This window comes from Streptomyces sp. NBC_00250 (genome assembly GCF_036192275.1).
In the GTDB taxonomy this organism is placed as follows: Bacteria; Actinomycetota; Actinomycetes; order Streptomycetales; family Streptomycetaceae; genus Streptomyces.
In genome coordinates, this window is sequence record NZ_CP108088.1 from 1007070 (window position 1) to 1023131 (window position 16062).

At 70.9% G+C, this 16062-nt stretch carries 13 protein-coding genes and 1 pseudogene; 5 read left to right on the forward strand and 9 right to left on the reverse strand.

All coding sequences use genetic code 11. The features are described from left to right. The first annotated feature begins 78 nt into the window (after nucleotides 1–78). The 4 genes and pseudogenes from OG259_RS04380 (at nucleotide 79) to OG259_RS04395 (ending at nucleotide 2443) form a co-directional block, all read left to right on the forward strand. Nucleotides 79–732 carry a CBS domain-containing protein gene (locus OG259_RS04380; RefSeq protein WP_328940970.1) on the forward strand — a complete coding sequence of 218 codons (654 nt, stop codon included), beginning with the start codon at nucleotides 79–81 and terminating at the stop codon, nucleotides 730–732. A 53-nt stretch (nucleotides 733–785) separates the two neighbouring features. After that, a pseudogene (locus tag OG259_RS04385) lies at nucleotides 786–1039 on the forward strand (nicotinate phosphoribosyltransferase); the annotation flags it as partial. 133 nt (nucleotides 1040–1172) lie between these two features. Beyond that, nucleotides 1173–1778, forward strand: coding sequence for a CBS domain-containing protein (locus OG259_RS04390; protein ID WP_328940971.1), 606 nt, complete (start codon nucleotides 1173–1175; stop codon nucleotides 1776–1778). Nucleotides 1779–1783: 5 nt separating this feature from the next. Then, nucleotides 1784–2443: a DUF4389 domain-containing protein gene (locus OG259_RS04395; protein WP_328946989.1), complete on the forward strand. Its 660-nt coding sequence runs from the start codon at nucleotides 1784–1786 to the stop codon at nucleotides 2441–2443. On the opposite strand, the gene OG259_RS04400 is transcribed toward OG259_RS04395, so the two are convergent. The 8 genes from OG259_RS04400 to OG259_RS04435 all read right to left on the reverse strand — a co-directional run bounded on the left by OG259_RS04400 (nucleotide 2413) and on the right by OG259_RS04435 (nucleotide 11977). Further along, nucleotides 2413–5169 carry a cation-translocating P-type ATPase gene (locus OG259_RS04400; RefSeq protein WP_328940972.1) on the reverse strand — a complete coding sequence of 919 codons (2757 nt, stop codon included), beginning with the start codon at nucleotides 5167–5169 and terminating at the stop codon, nucleotides 2413–2415. The genes OG259_RS04395 and OG259_RS04400 overlap by 31 nt on opposite strands. Continuing rightward, a complete protein-coding gene (locus tag OG259_RS04405; RefSeq protein ID WP_328940973.1) occupies nucleotides 5162–5749 on the reverse strand; it encodes an Rv1733c family protein in 588 nt (195 codons plus the stop codon). Before OG259_RS04405 ends, OG259_RS04400 begins: the two co-directional genes overlap by 8 nt. A gap of 48 nt (nucleotides 5750–5797) precedes the next feature. After that, complete coding sequence (locus tag OG259_RS04410; RefSeq protein ID WP_328940974.1) at nucleotides 5798–6301, reverse strand: flavodoxin domain-containing protein; 504 nt, start codon at nucleotides 6299–6301, stop codon at nucleotides 5798–5800. Continuing rightward, the gene (locus OG259_RS04415; RefSeq protein ID WP_328940975.1) at nucleotides 6298–6756 is read right to left on the reverse strand and encodes an Hsp20/alpha crystallin family protein; all 459 of its coding nucleotides are present in this window, start codon (nucleotides 6754–6756) and stop codon (nucleotides 6298–6300) included. The genes OG259_RS04410 and OG259_RS04415 overlap by 4 nt, the downstream gene beginning before the upstream one ends. A gap of 219 nt (nucleotides 6757–6975) precedes the next feature. Beyond that, complete coding sequence (locus tag OG259_RS04420) at nucleotides 6976–7389, reverse strand: CBS domain-containing protein (RefSeq protein WP_024755136.1); 414 nt, start codon at nucleotides 7387–7389, stop codon at nucleotides 6976–6978. Between the two features lie 144 nt (nucleotides 7390–7533). Beyond that, nucleotides 7534–9936 carry a phosphoenolpyruvate synthase gene (gene ppsA / locus OG259_RS04425; protein ID WP_328940976.1) on the reverse strand — a complete coding sequence of 801 codons (2403 nt, stop codon included), beginning with the start codon at nucleotides 9934–9936 and terminating at the stop codon, nucleotides 7534–7536. 128 nt (nucleotides 9937–10064) lie between these two features. Beyond that, a complete protein-coding gene (locus tag OG259_RS04430; protein ID WP_328946990.1) occupies nucleotides 10065–11066 on the reverse strand; it encodes a universal stress protein in 1002 nt (333 codons plus the stop codon). 5 nt (nucleotides 11067–11071) lie between these two features. Further along, a complete protein-coding gene (locus tag OG259_RS04435; protein WP_328940977.1) occupies nucleotides 11072–11977 on the reverse strand; it encodes a universal stress protein in 906 nt (301 codons plus the stop codon). Nucleotides 11978–12201: 224 nt separating this feature from the next. On the opposite strand from OG259_RS04435, the gene OG259_RS04440 reads away from it, so the two are divergent. After that, nucleotides 12202–13065 carry a universal stress protein gene (locus OG259_RS04440; RefSeq protein ID WP_328940978.1) on the forward strand — a complete coding sequence of 288 codons (864 nt, stop codon included), beginning with the start codon at nucleotides 12202–12204 and terminating at the stop codon, nucleotides 13063–13065. A gap of 60 nt (nucleotides 13066–13125) precedes the next feature. Here OG259_RS04440 and OG259_RS04445 read toward each other — a convergent pair whose 3' ends face one another. Beyond that, nucleotides 13126–15840: a heavy metal translocating P-type ATPase gene (locus OG259_RS04445; RefSeq protein ID WP_328940979.1), complete on the reverse strand. Its 2715-nt coding sequence runs from the start codon at nucleotides 15838–15840 to the stop codon at nucleotides 13126–13128. Between the last annotated feature and the right edge of the window lie 222 nt (nucleotides 15841–16062).

A 16062-nucleotide genomic window follows, 5' to 3' on the forward strand; every position in this document is an offset into this window, starting at 1 on the left:
GACCTGCCCGGCCCCATCTGGGCGCCGCAGCCGTTGCGACAGCGCCCGCCCGCCGATGCCTCAGGGAAGGAAAGAGCGATGACACCTCAGCCGTTCACCGTCGCCGACGTGATGACCAAGAAAGTCGTCGCCGTCCTGCCCGGCGCGGAGTTCAAGGAGATCGTCGCCGCCATGGAGCGGTGGAAGGTGACGGCCGTCCCCGTCGTCGAGGGCGAGGGCCGCGTCGTCGGGGTGGTCTCCGAGGCGGACCTGCTCCTGAAGGAGGAGTTCCACGATCACCGCCTCGGTCTCGTCGAGCAGATGCGACGGCTCGACGCCACGGCCAAGGCGGGGTCGCGCCGGGCCGAGGACCTGATGACCTCGCCCGCCGTCACCGTCGCTCCCGGGGCGTCCCTGCCCCGGGCCGCCCGCCTCATGGCCGCGCATCGCGTGAAGCGGCTGCCGGTCGTCGACGCGAGCGGCACCATCCAGGGGATCGTGAGCCGGTCCGATCTCCTCAAGGTCTTCCTCCGCCCTGACGAGGATCTCGCCGCCGACGTGCGCCGCGACGTGGTCGAGCACCTGTTCCCGCTCTCCCGGCACCGGGTCGACGTGCGTGTCGACGCCGGGGTCGTGACGCTGTCCGGCGAGGTCCGCGACAGCGCGCTCGTCCCGCTCGCCGCCCGCCTGGCCCGCGCCGTCGAAGGCGTGGTGGACGTACGGTGCGAGCTCACCACCTTCGTCGAGGCGTAGCCATGTCCGGCCCTTCCGGTGCAGGTCACGCGTCCGCCGTGCATGCTCGAAGCATGTCCCAGGTCACCAGTACCGACCTGTACGAGGTCACGATGGCCCTCTCTTACCTGCGGGAGGACATGCGGGCACCGGCCGCGTTCAGCCTCTTCGTCCGCGACCTCCCCCGGGCCGCGGATTCCTGGTCGCGGCGGGGCTCGAACCGGCTCTCGACTACCTTTCCCGGTTCCGGGTGGGCCGCTCCGACGTCCTGGAGTTCGCCGAGGCGCTGCGTCGCCCCGTCGAGGACCTGGAACCGCTGCACGGCCTCGGCGACATCGCGCCGACCTCCGGATGGCTGCGCGTACTCGCCCCCCCAGGGACCGGACGGCCCTCCCCAGGACGGGGACAGCGGGCGATCCTGAAAGAGGGGACCGGTCGAACGCGCGAGAAGGTGACGAGCGATGAGGCACCGCAGCGTCGCGGATCTGATGACCCCCACGGCCGTCAGCGTCGTTCCAGGCACGACGTTCAAGGAGATCGCACGGCTGCTGAACGAGTTCGACATCACCGCGGTGTGCGTGGTGGACGAGTCGAACCGGCCACTGGGCGTGGTCTCGGAGGCGGACCTGGTACGCCGCCGTACCGCCGGGGCCGTGCTCGACACCGCGGGCGCACTCATGTCGAGCCCCGCCGTCGTCGCCCGACCCGATTGGAGCGTGGTGCGGGCCGCCCGTGTGATGGACCGGGCCAGCGTCAAGCGCCTGCCCGTGGTCGACGACGACGGGCGCCTCGTGGGTGTGCTCAGCCGCAGCGACCTCGTCCAGCTCTTCCTGCGCCGGGACCGGGCGATCCAGGAGGAGATCGTCGAAGACGTGGTCACCCACACCTTGAGACTGAGCCCGTCGGCCCTCTCGGTGGAGGTCGACGACGGCCGGGTCACCCTCAGTGGCACGGTCCGCCGCCGCAGCCTCGTGCCGGTGCTCCTCAGGCTCTGCAACAGCGTCGATGGTGTCGTGGGGGTCGTCGACCGGCTCAGGTACGAAGACGACGACCTGTCGAGGAAGTGACGATCATGGACACCCCTGGCGCCCCGCAAAGTCCCGTGGCGGTCTCCGCCGAACTCGACAGCCGGCTGTCCCGCTGGCTGTGGTTGGTCAAGTGGATCCTGGCGATCCCGCACTGGATCGTGCTGTGCTTTCTCTGGATCGCCTTCTTCGTCGTCAGCGTGATCGCGTTCTTCGCGATCCTCTTCACCGAGCGGTTCCCACGGGGTCTGTTCGACTTCAACCTCGGCGTGCTCCGCTGGTCCTGGCGCGTCTCGTACTACTCGTACGGCGCACTCGGCACCGACCGCTACCCGCCCTTCAGCCTCGGACCCGAGCCTGACTACCCGGCCCGGCTCGACATCGCCTACCCGGAGCGGCTGTCCCGCTCGATGGTCCTGGTCAAGTGGTGGCTGCTCGCCATCCCCCACTACCTCGTGATCGCCTTCTTCACCAGCGGCGTGCACGCGGGATGGTGGAGCGGCGGCCTGATCACCCTGCTCACGATCATCGCGGGCTTCGCCGTGGCCTTCACCGAACGGTATCCGCGCGACCTGTTCTCCCTGATCGTCGGCCTGAACCGCTGGGTCCTGCGTGTCGCCGCCTACGCGAGCCTCATGACGGACGCCTACCCGCCCTTCCGCCTCGACCAGGGCGGTCACGAACCGGGGACGGCCGACGTCCGCTGACGGCGCCGCCTGGCGCGCCGCAGCTCGTCCGTGCCCCACACCAGCACCGGGAACGTCGCGACGAGCAGGACGACGTCCAGAGGAAGGGCGGCCGTGCCGAAGAGGTGCTGGAGCGGGGGCGCGTAGACGAGGGCGGCCGTGAAGACGAGCTCGAAGGCAATGCCGGCGAGCAGCAGCGGATTCGAGAACACCCCGATGTCGCGCAGCGCCGCGTGGTCGGTGCGGGCCGCGAACGCCGTGCCGACCTGGCAGGTGACGATGCCAGCGAAGGTGGCCGTGGTGGCCGTCACGTAGGCGTGGTGCAAGGGACTGCCGGTACCCGTGGGGTCGCCGGGCTGCCAGCCCGCGCGCCACAGCACGTAGAAGTAGCCCGCCATGACGAGGACCGCGGACGTGAGCCCCAGGTACCCCCAGCTCCGTATCAGCATGTCGCGGGAGATCACGCCCTGGTGGCGCGGCCGCGGGGGCCGCTGCATGATGCCGGGCTCGGAGCGTTCCCGGCCGAGGGCCAGGGCGGGCAGGGTCTCGGTGCCGAGGTCGATGGCGAGGATCTGCAGCACGGTGAGGGGAAGCGGTACCGTGCCGGCGGAGAGCGCGAAGACGAGGAAGGGAACGATCTCCGGCGTCGCGTGGGCGAAGATGTAGACGATGAACTTGCGTACGTTGTCGTAGACGCGGCGCCCGGCTTCGACCGCGGTCACGATGGTGGCGAAGTCGTCGTCGGTGAGCACCATCGCGGCGGCCTCCCGGGCCACGTCGGTGCCGGAGCGTCCCATGGCCACTCCGATATGGGCGCGGTGCAGCGCGGGGGCGTCGTTGACGCCGTCACCCGTCATGGCGACGATCCGGCCGTGCTCCCGCAGGGTGTCCGCCACCTTGAGCTTCGTCTCGGGCGAGGACCGGGCGAAGACGATCTCGTCGTCGCCTTCCACGAGGAGCCGGTCCAGCTCGTCGTCGCCCAGCGACTCCGACGCCGCGACCACGTGCAGACGGGGCACTCCGATGCCGACCTCCCGCGCGACGGCCGCGGCGGTGGCACCGTTGTCGCCCGTCACGACGTGTACCCGGATCCCGGCCTCGTGGCAGCGGCGGACAGCCTCCGCCACCTCGGGGCGCGGCGGGTCGTACAGCCCGACAAGCCCGAGCAGGGTCAACCCCGACTCCGCGTCCTGGCGGTGTGACGGCAGCTCCGCGCCACTCGGCACGTCGCGTACGGCGACGGCCAGGACCCGCATGCCGTCCCGGGCCAGCTCCTCGGCCGCCGCGCGGGCCGAGTCCGCCGCGGTTCCGGGCAGGAGGCGGTCCAGCACCGCCTCGGGCGCTCCCTTGACCACGATCCGCGTGGGGCCCTGCGTCTCCCCGCCCCACGTCTCTCCGCCCTGCGTCTCTCCGCCCTGCGTCTCCCCGCCCTGCACGACCGACATCAGGCGCAGCCGCGGATCGAAGCGGAACAGCGCCCGCCGTCCCGCGTCGCGCCGACCCAGGTCCAGCGGAGCCCCGTGGTCGGCGGCCCCGGCGACGAGGGCGGCCTCGGTGGGGTCGCCGTGCAGTTCGCCGTCGGCTTCTCGCGTGACCGTGGTGCACAGGGCGCCCGCCCTCGCCAGGTCCTCCGCCCAGGGGCCCGGCTCCGACCCGTGGTCGACCGTCCACAGCGCCCTGAGACGCATGCTGTTGCGGGTGAGTGTGCCGGTCTTGTCTGTGCAGATGACACTCGTGGAACCGAGGGTCTCCACGGCACTGAGCCGTTTGACCAGGGCACCCCGGCGGGCGAGGGCTCGAACGCCGACGGCCAGGGCCAGCGTGATCGTCGGAAGGAGTCCCTCCGGGACGTTGGCGACGAGCAGCCCGATGGCGAACGTCAGGGAGTCGGTGACCGGAAGCCCGACCGCCACCCCGAGGACGAGAAACACGACACCCATGCCGGTCGCGACGCCGGCGATGAGCCACGCGACCCGCTTGACCTGCCGTTCCAGAGGGCTCGCCTCACGCCGCGTCCGCTGGCTGAGCGCGGCGATCCGGCCGAGTTCGGTGTGGTTTCCGGTGGCGAACACGATGGCGCGGGCCTGCCCCTCGACACAGGTCGTCCCGCTGAAGACGAGGTTCGGCTCCTCGAGCAGCGGGGCGCCGAGGATCCCGGCTGAGGCGATCCGTTCAGCCGGCACGGACTCGCCCGTGAGCATCGACAGGTCGACCTCGACCCCGCCCTCGGTGACATGCGCGTCGGCGGGGACCTTGTCGCCCTCGTCCAGGAGGATCAGATCGCCCGGCACGAGGTCACGGGCCTCTACGACGTGGGGCTGCCCGTCGCGTACGGCCAGGGCGTGCTCGGGCAGATAGCGGGCGAGCGTCTCCACCGCCCGCTCCGCTTGATGTTCCTGGAGCAGGGCGAAACCCGCGTTGACGGCGATGACCGCGAGGATCGCCCAACCAAGGACCGCCAGGTCCGCGACGAAGGCGAGGGCGGCGGCAGCCCACAGCAGTAGGGCCAGGGGGTGAATCAGCTGCCCGACCAGCTCGCGCACGAAGGAGGAGCGCGCTCTTCGCCGTACCTCGTTCGGTCCGTGGACGGCGAGGCGCCGGGCAGCCTCGCGGGCCGAGAGACCATCCGGGCCCGTGGCGAGCTCACGACGCAGCCGGGGCAGCGGTTCACTGGGGTCGAAGGGCAGCGCGGGGGTGGAGGAAGCGGTCCGCTCCGGTCCGGCGCGGCTGCCGGCACGGTCAGTCATCGTCGTCCCCTGCACCGCTGCCCCGGTGGAGTCGGCCGGACCATACGGGTTCCACCTGCTCCCACTCGCGTTCCCAGCCTGCGAGCCGGTGGCCTTCGGTCCGCCGCCGTACGAGGAGGACGACGGCGACGCCTGCCACCCCGACCACGCCCGCCGCCCCCGTACCGCCCGCCAGGGAGGTAAACGCGCGGTCCGCGGAACTGCCCGGTGGCCGGGCGGGGGACCCTGCGTCGTCCACCCAGATCGTCACGGCGCGTCCCTCCGGCGTCCGGGACGGGACGTGGATGTTCCCGGACCGGCGGACGTTCTCGGGCTGTTCCCACACCGCCGGAGCGACGGCCTGCGCCTTGGAGCCGTACCGGGTGGCGACGGGCGGGTCCTTCGCCGGCCCGGTGGTGGTCGCGGTCACCTGATGTCGGTGCGCGGCGAGTTCACGGTCGGTCGTGGATCCCGCCGACCACAGGCTCCCGGCGGCCACAGCACCGCAGATCACAGCGATCAACAGCACGAAGATCAGGGCGGCGCGCCTCGCGGGTCTCCTGGGCGGGGTGGTCCCGCTCCCCGACTCCTGGTGGAGCATGCCGAACCTCCCGTCGGGGTGGCCTCGCCCATCTGTCAGAGGCCCGATTCAGTGGGTGGCGCCGAGTTCCGTTCCGATGTGGTGGGCCCATGCCCTGATCCGTTCCGGATTGCGGAAGTCGCCGCCCTTGCCCCGGCGCACCAGAGCGCGGGCGACCGGGCCCGGCGTCTCGGCGGTCACGGCGCCACCGAAGGTCATGTGCTCGCGAGCGCCGAGCCTCTTCATGCGCCGGGCGACTCCTCGCACGGGCGGGATGTCGTGCTGCTCCGCGGAACTGTCGACGGGACCACTGCTGAACAGCCAAAGAGGCCGGTGCCTGAGCTGTTCGGCGTTGCGCCGGGCGCACCGTCGCGCCTTGCCGGTCCAGTGCCCGGCGTAGAGGGCTCCGCCGAGAACGACGCCGGCGTAGCCGCTCACGTCGGTGACGGTGTCGGCAGGCAGGACGACAGCGTCGAAGCCGTCGTCCCGAAGCGTCCGGCCGATCTCTTCGGCGATACCGGCGGTCGCGCCGGCCTTGCTGCCATAGGCGACCAGGACACGCTTGGCGTTCATGATTCCGCGCCCTCGGCCGGCTTGTCGGCCCGCTTCACCGGAACGGTCCGAACGGACGTGGTCTCCTCGTCGGGCATCGGGATGCGGATGGTGAGGATGCCGTCCGCGTACGACGCCTCGACGTCGTCGGCGGGGATCGTGCCCGGGAGGCGCACGGTCCTGCGGAACGATCCGTAGCGGAACTCCGAATGCTCCTTGTCCTCCGTGCTCTCGATGTGCTCCGCACTCACCGTGATGAGGTTGTCGTCGACGGTGATGCCGATGTCGTCGTCCGGGTCCATCCCCGGCAGCTCGGCCCGCAGCACGTACACGCCGTGACCGCTGGTCACCTCCACGGGAATGGAGTGAGCAGCCGTCGCGGGTCGCCACCCGGGCAGCCCCGGAAACTCCCGGTTGAACCAGTCGTTGAAGTCGGGGAAGAGGCTGTGCCTGCGTTCCACCTTGCCTCCGGCCATTGCTCTGCTCCTCGTGTCGGGGCCCAGGACGGTCGTCGTGGACCCGAGTAGGTGCGGATCAGGCGGCGGATCGGGTTGCGGAGCCCGGTCCGACTCCGTACCCCACTCTTCCACCCGTGACGTCGCGTGGCGCAGTGCCCAACGGGGCTGAAGGACAGGGCCGAACGGGCCTCACCAGGAGGGGACCGACCGGCCCATGGCGTCACGTCGCTGGTGCTGTCAGCAGCAGATCTTCTCGACGAAATGGCCCACCCGTTCCTCCGGCAGGTGACGCGCCAGGTCCGCCTCACTGATCATGCCGACCAGGCGGTGGTCGTCGATCACGGGCACGCGGCGGACACGGTGGTCCTGCATCGTGCGGAGCACCACTTCGCTGTCGGCGCCCGCGTCCACGGTCACCGGCTTCCCCTGGGCCAGGTCCCCGGCCGTCATCCGGTGGGGGTCCTTGCCCTTGGCGAGGCACTTCACCACGATGTCCCGGTCGGTGATGATGCCGTGCAGCCGGTCGTCCGGCCCGCAGATGGGCAGCGCGCCGACATCCAGTTCGCTCATGCGGCGTGCGGCGTCCACGAGGTTCTCGCTCTCCTGCACGCAGCTCGCACCGGAGTGCATGATCTCCCTTGCGGTCGTCATGACCACGTCCTCCTTTTCGCCCCCCTGCTCGCGATCCGGTGCCGATTCGCCGTTGGTTCAGACGATCAGCGTCGGCACCCTGACGGTGTGCACCGGGCGCCAGGGACGCCCCATCGCCCCTTCCTGCGGCAGTTGACGGTTCGGTCACTCCTCCCTTCGTCCGGTACCGGTCTCGCGCGTCGTCTCCGCGCTGGCCACGTGACCTTTGACCGCTGCGAAGCTGTCCGGCGCCACCGAGATCGAGTCGAGGCCCGCCTCGACCAGGATCGCGGTGAACGCCGGATCGTCGCTCGGCCTCTGCCCGCACAGCCCGACCGGCCGGCCCGCCGCGTGGGCGCGGACAGCAAGGGTCTGAATGCTGCGGACGACCGCGGGGTCCCGCTCGTCAAAAACATGGGCGAGGGCCTCGGAGTCGCGGTCGACGCCGAGGGTGAGCTGGGTGAGGTCGTTGCTGCCGATCGAGAATCCGTCGAAGCGTTCCGCGAACTCTTTGGCCAGGATGATGTTGGCCGGTATCTCCGCCATGACGTAGACCTGCAGCCCGTTCTCGCCCCGTACCAGTCCCTCGTCCGCCATCACCGCGAGCACCTGATCGGCCTCGCCGAGGGTGCGGCAGAAGGGGATCATGACGACCACGTTCGTCAGCCCCATCCCCTCGCGCACGCGGCGCAGCGCGCGGCATTCGAGGGCGAAGCCCTCGCGGTAGCCGTCGCTGTAGTACCGGCTCGCGCCACGCCAGCCGATCATGGGGTTCGCCTCGTCCGGTTCGAAGGGTCGGCCGCCGAGGAGCTTGGCGTACTCGTTGGTCTTGAAGTCGCTGGTGCGCACGACGACGGGCGTCGGCCAGCGGGAGGCGGCGATCCGGGCGATGCCGTGGGCAAGCCGGTCGACGAAGTAGTCACCTCGGTCGAGGTAGCCCTCGGTGAGCCGCTCGATGACATGCCGGTCGTGTGGTTCGAGCCGCTCCGGGTGCAGTAGGGCCATGGGGTGGACCTTCACCTGGTGGGCGACGATGACCTCGAGGCGCGCCAGTCCCACGCCGTCGGCGGGGAGCCGCCACCAGCGGAACGCGGCTGATGGATCGGCCAGGTTCAGCATCACTCGGGTTCGGGTGGCAGGCAGTTCCGCGAGGTCGGTCTGGGTCTCCTCGTACGGGAGCAGCCCTTGGTAGACACGTCCGCTCCCTCCCTCGGCGCAGGAGACCGTGACAGAGCGCCCGTCACGCAGGATCCGTGTCCCGTTTCCGGTTCCGACAACGGCGGGGACTCCGAGTTCGCGGCTGACGATGGCCGCGTGTGAGGTGCGTCCCCCGTGGTCGGTGACGATGGCGGAGGCCCTCTTCATGACGGGTTCCCAGTCCGGGTCGGTGACGCCGGTGACGAGGACGCCGCCCTGGGGGAAGCGGTCGAGGTCGACGGGCGCGTCGAGCGCCACGACACGGCCCTGGCCGATGGCCTCGCCGACGGCGATGCCTTCGACGAGCGGTTCGCCAGGAGTGGCGGTGAGCCGGCGGCGGGTCAGGGTGGTGGTGCGCCGACGCGACTGGACCGTCTCGGGGCGGGCCTGGACGATCCAGAGCTCGCCGGTGAGGCCGTCCTTGGCCCATTCGATGTCCATGGGGCAGCCGTAGTGCTCCTCGACGGCCGCCGCCCAGCCGGCGAGCGTGCGGATCTCCGCGTCGTCGAGGACCCGCTGGTTCCGCTCACCGTCGGGCGTGTCGACCGTGCGGGTCAACCCGGTGTCCGCGTACACGGCCTTCAGCCGCTTGGCTCCGATCCGCACATCGATGACGGGGTCGAGCTCCGGGTCCTTCATGCTCGGCTTGAACACCGTGTACTCGTCCGGGTCGACCTGGCCGCTGACGACGGTCTCCCCCAGCCCCCAGGCGGCACTCACCACGATCACGTCCGGGAAGCCGCTCTCCGGGTCGAGGGTGAAGGCGACACCGGAGCCGGCCAGATCGGAGCGGACCATGGCCTGGACGCCGATGGACAAGGCGACGGCGAGGTGGTCGAAGCCCATCCGTTCCCGGTAGTCGATCGCCCGGTCGGTGAACAGAGAGGCGTAGCAGCGGGTGCATGCCTCAAGGAGCGCGTCGGCGCCGCTGACGTTCAGATACGTCTCCTGCTGCCCGGCGAAACTCGCTTCGGGCAGGTCCTCCGCCGTCGCACTGCTGCGCACCGCCACCTCGGGCGACTCCCGGCCGATCTCCTCGGCCAGCCCCTCGTACGCCGCGAGCACGGCATCCCGCAGAGGCACGGGCAACGACTCCGCGAGGAAGAGGGACCGGATGGCCGCCCCGACCTCATCGAGTGGGGCGCCCGCGTGCAGTCTCTCGATCTGTACCTCCACGCGACGGCGGAGGTCTCGGGAACCGAGCAGTTCCTCGTACGCTTCGGCGGTGGTGGCGAATCCCGGAGGTACGCGGATGCCCGCGCCTCCGAGCCGGGTGGTCATCTCGCCCAGCGAGGCGTTCTTGCCACCCGCTCGGCCGACGTCGTGCCGCCCGAGTTCCGTGAAAGGTACGACGTATCGTATCGGTCCCATGGTCTCCTCCACTGCTCTCGGGCCTCCTCAGTACGGCAGCGGCCGGCCGGCTGGCGTACGCAGGTCGAGGGGGGCGGGCCTGCGGGGATGCTGGGGCCGGGGGCTGATCAGGATGCGCTGCATGATGCTCATCTCTCCGCAGAACCCTCCGACGGACCGGGGGCGTCCTCTCGCCCCACCGTCCCGCGTGGAGGTGGTCGCGCCCCAGTGCCGAGCGGGGCAGTGGGCCCGGGACGGTCGGTCGTACCGGAACGGGACCGGTCGGCCCATGCCGGGTCGGCGGTCCGGCGCTCGCGTTGCGGGAGGGGGACAGTGATCAACGGACACGGGGCACGGTGCAGCAGGCCGTGAACCGTCGAACCCAACCGCATGCCGGAGTAGCCGCCACGGCCTCGGCGACCGACCACCAAAGAGAGGGATTCCTGGGACGCCAGGGCGAGTTGTTCGACCGGGTGCCCCCGCAGGACCTCTTGGGAGATGGCGACATCCGGATACCTCTCCGTCCAGCCCGCCACCGACTCGGCGAGCAGCCGACGCCGCTCGGCCAGGCCCCCTTCACCGTCGTCGTGAGCGAGGACGGAACGGGGCCAGACCCAGACCGCCCGCAGCCGTGCCTCGCGGAGGCTCGCCTCCTCGACGGCGAAGGCGACCGCGGCCTGTGAGGAGGCGCTTCCGTCCACGCCGACGACGACGGTCGGTGGATGCACGGCGGTGTGCTCAGGTGCGCGGACCACGACGACGGGACAGTCCGCCCGCGCCGTGAGCGGGACGACCACGGAGCTCTCGCTGAACATCTCGGCCGGCCTGCCGAGACGGCGAGAGCCCACGACGACGAGTGCGGCGTGCTGCGCCATGTCGCGCAACACGGTCGCCGGCACACCGTTCACGCGTTCCGTCGCGATCCGCAGACCGTCGTGCAGTTCCCGGACGAGGTCCTCCGCGTTGGCGATCGCCGACTCCGCACGGATACACAGGGCGCTCTGGCGGGCGATCGCGTCGTACCTGAGCCCGTCGTGGGCAGGCGGTACGGCGACGACCAGCCGGAGCACCAGCCCTCTTCGTACGGCCTCGTCGGCGGCCCAGACGAGAGCGGGGACCGACTGCTCCCGGGGGTCGACCCCGAGCACCATCTCGTTCACGTCTCCTCGACCCGGGTGGCGAAGGCAGGTGGGACGATCTCCACCGGGCAGTGGGCGTGGTGGAGCAGGACGTGGGCGACGCGGCCCAGGGACGGGCCGGCGCCCAGGGCGCGGTGTTGTCTTCCCATCACCAGCAGATCGGTGTGGGCACTCGCCTCCACCAGGATCCCGGGCGTGCTGGTGCCCGTCTCGACGTGATGGCCGACGGTCAGGGTGGGGTAGAACTCCTGCGCGAGGTCGGCGAGCGACTTGATCTCGTGCACGCGCTGCCGCGCGATCTCGTCGAGGTCGTCCAGCATGGTCGCGACGCTGCCGACATGGGTGAGCACGTTCCAGACGCTCACCAGCCGCAACGCCGCCTTACGGGCGTCGGCCTCGGCGGCCGCGACAAGCAGCCAGCCCAGATCCGAAGCACCGTGCACGGCCGCTGTCACCGAGCCCGACGCCGGCCGGTCACCGGCACCACGGACCACGATCACGGGCACTTCGGCGCGGGCCGCCACGCCCAGACCGACGGATCCGAGCATGAGCGCGGAGAAGCCGCCGAGCCCCCGGCTGCCCACCACGATCGTGCCTCTGTTCCCGGCGGCCGCCCGGAGACCGGCGACCGGCTCCTGACGGCCCAGCTCCTTCGTGACGGCAAGGTCCGGAAAGAGGTCACGGACCGCGTTCGCGGTCTCGGTCAGCAGGTCGCGACCCGCTTCGCGTACCGCCTGGATCGTCTCGGCATTGGAGAAGATGGCCCGACGGTCGGTGTCGGCGGCGTGCACGAGATGCAGGGACCGCCCCCGTCGGTCCGCCTCGTCAGCGGCCCACAGCACGGCCGTGCGCGCGGAGGGGGACCCGTCGACTCCCACGACGACGTTGCCGAGCTCCGGTCGGGCGGGGGTCTCGCTGGTCATGGCTCCTCCTCCGGGGTACACCCGAGGCTCGGAAGCGCGTCCCGAGGGGCGACATCTCCCACACTGACATCGTGGTGGGACTCCTCGGGATGGGCCGTTCGGCCCCGATCGAGGCCTGCCCGGCCCTGCTGCCGGAAGCGACGGGGCACCAACCTGAAAGGTGAGATGTCCTGTCCGATCCGGAGTCGGGGCGGGGCGGAGAGGCTCGACGAGGGAGGCACGCCATGACAGCCCAGGTCACCGTAGGTCTGGACGGCTCTGCTGAAAGCCTCGCCGCCGCCCGTTGGGCCGCGACGCAAGCGGTGCTGCGCGAAGTGCCCCTCAGGCTGGTGCACGTGGAGGAATGGCCGAGCATGCCGGAAGTACCCATGGCGTACGCCCGCACACTCGCCCACGGCGAGCAGACCGAGAGGTTGATGCGAGAGGAGACGAATCGAGCGCGGAAGAACCATCCCGGCCTCGAGGTCATCACGGAGCATGCGCATGGCCGGGCAGCCGAGGAACTGACGGCCGCCGCGAACGAGGCGGATCTGACGGTCCTCGGTTCACGCGGACTCGGCGGCGTCCGCGGCTTCACCGTCGGCTCGGTCTCCCTTGCCGTCGTCGGCGCGGCCCGACAGCCGGTCGTCCTCGTACGCGCGACGGACGACCGGGAAGCTCCCGAAGGCGGCATCGTGGTGGGCGTCGACATCCACCACCCGTGCGAAGCCCTGCTCGCATTCTCCTTCTCCGAAGCCGCCCGGAAAGGCACGCCGCTGCGGTTCCTCCACAGCTGGACGCTTCCCGCCTCGTACGGCTACGCGGCCATCGTGGACCCGGGGATCGGCGAGGAGCTCGGCAGCCATCTCCTCGAGGGGCTGGACGCTCCGCTGGAGCCGTGGCGGAAGCGTTACGCGGGGGTGGAAGTGGAGGCCAAGTCGGTGGTGGGCTCGCCCGCGTACCAGCTGGTCGAGGCGTCACAGACCGCGCAACTGGTCATCGTGGGACGCCGGAGTCGGAGCGTCCCCCTCGGCCCGCATCTGGGCCATGTCGCTCACGCGGTCATCCACCACAGCCCCGCGCCGGTCGCCGTCGTCCCCTTGACGTGAGCGGATGGTGGCCACTCGGCCTTGGACTGCGCACGGGTGGACACCGTCTCGCTCGACGCTCTACAGATGGCGGCGGCTGATGGAAGGCGTGTAACGGTCGGGAGCGGCATCGTAGGCGGTGGCGCACTGAGTGGAGCAAAAGTGCAGTGGGCCTGCGGGGCCGTCCCGATGTTCGGGTGCGGTCGTGGGGTCGACTTCCATGCCGCACACGGGGTCGACGGTCATCTCGCGTCCGTCCGGGCCGACCCTGGGCCGCGTGGTGTCGGTGGCGGTCTCGACTTCGGGGCGCGTCGGTGCGTCGCCCCCTACCGGCAGCGGTGCGGGGTGCCAGCGGCGCAGGCGGGAGGCGTTGGTGACGACGGACAGGGATGACAGGGCCATGGCGGCCGCGGCGATGATCGGGCTCAGGCGGATGCCCCACAGGGGGTAGAGGGCGCCGGCGGCGAGAGGGATGCCGACGGCGTTGTAGACGAGGGCGAAGAACAGGTTCTGCTTGATGTTGCGCATGGTCGCCTTCGAGAGGCGGATGGCGGTGACGACTCCGGCGAGGGAGCCGGAGATGAGGGTGATGTCGGCGGATTCGATGGCGACGTCGGTGCCGGTGCCGATGGCGAGTCCGACGTCGGATTGGGCGAGAGCAGGGGCGTCGTTGATGCCGTCGCCGACCATGGCGACGGTCCGGCCCTCGGCCTGGAGTCGGCGGATCTCATCGGTCTTGTGCTCGGGCAGTACCTCGGCCAGGACCCGGGGAATGCCGACCTGAGCGGCGATGGCGGCGGCGGTGCGGGCGTTGTCGCCGGTGAGCATGACGACCTCGGCGTCCAGCTGTCGCAAGGCCGCGATGGCCTGGGCGGAGTCGTTCTTGACGGTGTCGGCGACGGCGAGCACCCCTGCGGGGTGGCCGTCGACCGCGGCGAGGACGGGTGTCTTGCCCTCGGCCGCGAGGCTCGCGGCGACGGCGTCGAGAGGGGAGGTGTCGACGCCGGTGTCGTGGAGGAGGCGGGTGGTGCCGACCATGATGGTGTGGCCGTCGGCCCTGGCGTGGACGCCCTTGCCGGTGACGGAGTCGAAGCCGGTCGCGGTCGGCGGCTGAAGGCCACGGTCGCGGGCGCCGGAGACGATGGCCTGGGCAAGGGGATGCTCGCTGTCGGCCTCGGCGGCGGCGACCAGCCGCAGCAGCTCGGCTTCGTCGACTCCCGCGGCGGGGCGGATGTCGGTGAGGACCGGCTTGCCGATGGTGACCGTGCCAGTCTTGTCGAGCACGACGGTGTCGAGTTTGTGGGCGGTCTCCAGGGCTTCGGCGGAGCGGATGAGGATGCCCGCCTGCGCGCCCTTGCCGGTGCCGACCATGACCGAGAGCGGGGTGGCCAGGCCAAGGGCGCAAGGACAGGCGATGATCAGGACGGCGACGGCGGAGACCAGGGCCAGGGTGAGCGCCGGTGCGGGTCCGATCGTGTACCAGAGAGCGAACGTCGCGATCGCGATGGCGATGACCGCCGGGACGAAGTAGGCGGAGATCGCGTCGGCAAGACGCTGGATCGGCGCCTTGGACGCCTGGGCCTGCTGCACCAACCGGATGATCTGCGCGAGCGTGGTGTCCGCGCCAACCTTGGCCGCGCGCACCCGCAAGGAACCGGTGGTGTTGACGGTGGCACCGATGACACCGTCGCCCGCGTGCTTCGTGACCGGCATCGGCTCGCCCGTCACCATCGACTCATCCACGGCGGACGAGCCCGACAGGACGTCGGCGTCGACGGGAATCTTCTCCCCGGGGCGGATGACGACCTCGTCCCCGACGACTACCTCTTCGACGGGTATCTCGGTCTCAGTGCCGTCCCGCAGGACGCGCGCGGTGCGGGCCTGCAGGCCGATCAGAGCGCGGATGGCCTCGCCCGTGCCGGCCTTGGCCCGGGCCTCCAGAAGACGGCCCAGCATTATCAGGGTCAGGATGACGCCGACCGCTTCGAAGTACACCTCCCGCACGTCCTCGGGGAGCAGCCCCGGAGCGAGGGTGACGAGCAGGCTGAATCCGAAGGCGGCGCTCGTGCCCAGGGTGATCAGGGAGTTCATGTCCGCCGACCGGTGGCGCAGGGCCAGCCAGCCGGTGGAGTGCACGGGCCAGCCGGTGTAGAGCATCACCGGCGTGATCAGTGCGAGCTGGAACCAGTGGTTCAGCATCCAGCCGGGCACCCAGTCGGCGCCGAACAGCTCGTGCGCCATGACAGCGAAGAGGACCGGTGCGGTGAGTACTGCGCCCACGACGACGCGGCGGGTCAGGTCCTTGATTTCCTCCTGGCGCTCGGCGATGTCGGCCGCCTCCGCGTCCTCGGCCGACGTCTCCCCCGCACTCGGCGCCGCTTCTCCGCCTGACACCGTGCCCGGTTCCGGTGCTCCGCCGTCGGCGGGTTCGACGACGAGGGTCCCGTGGATCATGTTCATGCCGCAGGCGAACCCGTAGGTGCCGGGCCGGTCAGGGCTCAGCCGCACGGTCGTGCGGGTGTGGGCGGGCAGGCCGGCCCCGACCCTGAGATCGGGGAAGACGACGCGGGAAGTGCATTCGCCGGCCTCCTGCCGGTCGAAGACGAGCTCGACCGGTGTGCCCTGGCGGACCTTGATCAGGTTCGGGCTGTAGCCGCCCCGCACGGTCACGTCGACCCGCTGCACCCCGTCCTCCACGCGAACCGTGCCGGCCTTGCGCGGGCCGAAGAAATACCGGCCCAGCACGGCGATGAGGCCGACGGCAACCACGACGACGATCACATCCGCGACAGACATGGCACTCGCCTCTCCTCGCACACCGGTTGTTCCAGCCTCCCGCGCCGCATCCACGTCGGCCACCTCGGCCGGGCAGGGCCTGACCGGCCCCGCAGAACGGACCCGTTCGGCCCCTCTCATCGTCTCGCCGGCCGGCGAGACGATGAGAGGGAAGAAGGAGGCCGTGATTGCCGCGGCCGTCTCGATAAGGCCCCCTATCAGCGGCGTATGACCGCGGTCGCC

Coding starts and splice junctions, on each gene's coding strand:
- OG259_RS04415 (WP_328940975.1), bottom strand. CDS start 6,756: ATGGCCGGAGGCAAGGTGGAACGCAGGCACAGCCTCTTCCCCGACTTC.
- OG259_RS04380 (WP_328940970.1), top strand. CDS start 79: ATGACACCTCAGCCGTTCACCGTCGCCGACGTGATGACCAAGAAAGTC.
- ppsA (WP_328940976.1), bottom strand. CDS start 9,936: ATGGGACCGATACGATACGTCGTACCTTTCACGGAACTCGGGCGGCAC.
- OG259_RS04430 (WP_328946990.1), bottom strand. CDS start 11,066: ATGGTGCTCGGGGTCGACCCCCGGGAGCAGTCGGTCCCCGCTCTCGTC.
- OG259_RS04405 (WP_328940973.1), bottom strand. CDS start 5,749: ATGCTCCACCAGGAGTCGGGGAGCGGGACCACCCCGCCCAGGAGACCC.
- OG259_RS04435 (WP_328940977.1), bottom strand. CDS start 11,977: ATGACCAGCGAGACCCCCGCCCGACCGGAGCTCGGCAACGTCGTCGTG.
- OG259_RS04440 (WP_328940978.1), top strand. CDS start 12,202: ATGACAGCCCAGGTCACCGTAGGTCTGGACGGCTCTGCTGAAAGCCTC.
- OG259_RS04410 (WP_328940974.1), bottom strand. CDS start 6,301: ATGAACGCCAAGCGTGTCCTGGTCGCCTATGGCAGCAAGGCCGGCGCG.
- OG259_RS04395 (WP_328946989.1), top strand. CDS start 1,784: ATGGACACCCCTGGCGCCCCGCAAAGTCCCGTGGCGGTCTCCGCCGAA.
- OG259_RS04420 (WP_024755136.1), bottom strand. CDS start 7,389: ATGACGACCGCAAGGGAGATCATGCACTCCGGTGCGAGCTGCGTGCAG.
- OG259_RS04445 (WP_328940979.1), bottom strand. CDS start 15,840: ATGTCTGTCGCGGATGTGATCGTCGTCGTGGTTGCCGTCGGCCTCATC.
- OG259_RS04400 (WP_328940972.1), bottom strand. CDS start 5,169: ATGACTGACCGTGCCGGCAGCCGCGCCGGACCGGAGCGGACCGCTTCC.
- OG259_RS04390 (WP_328940971.1), top strand. CDS start 1,173: ATGAGGCACCGCAGCGTCGCGGATCTGATGACCCCCACGGCCGTCAGC.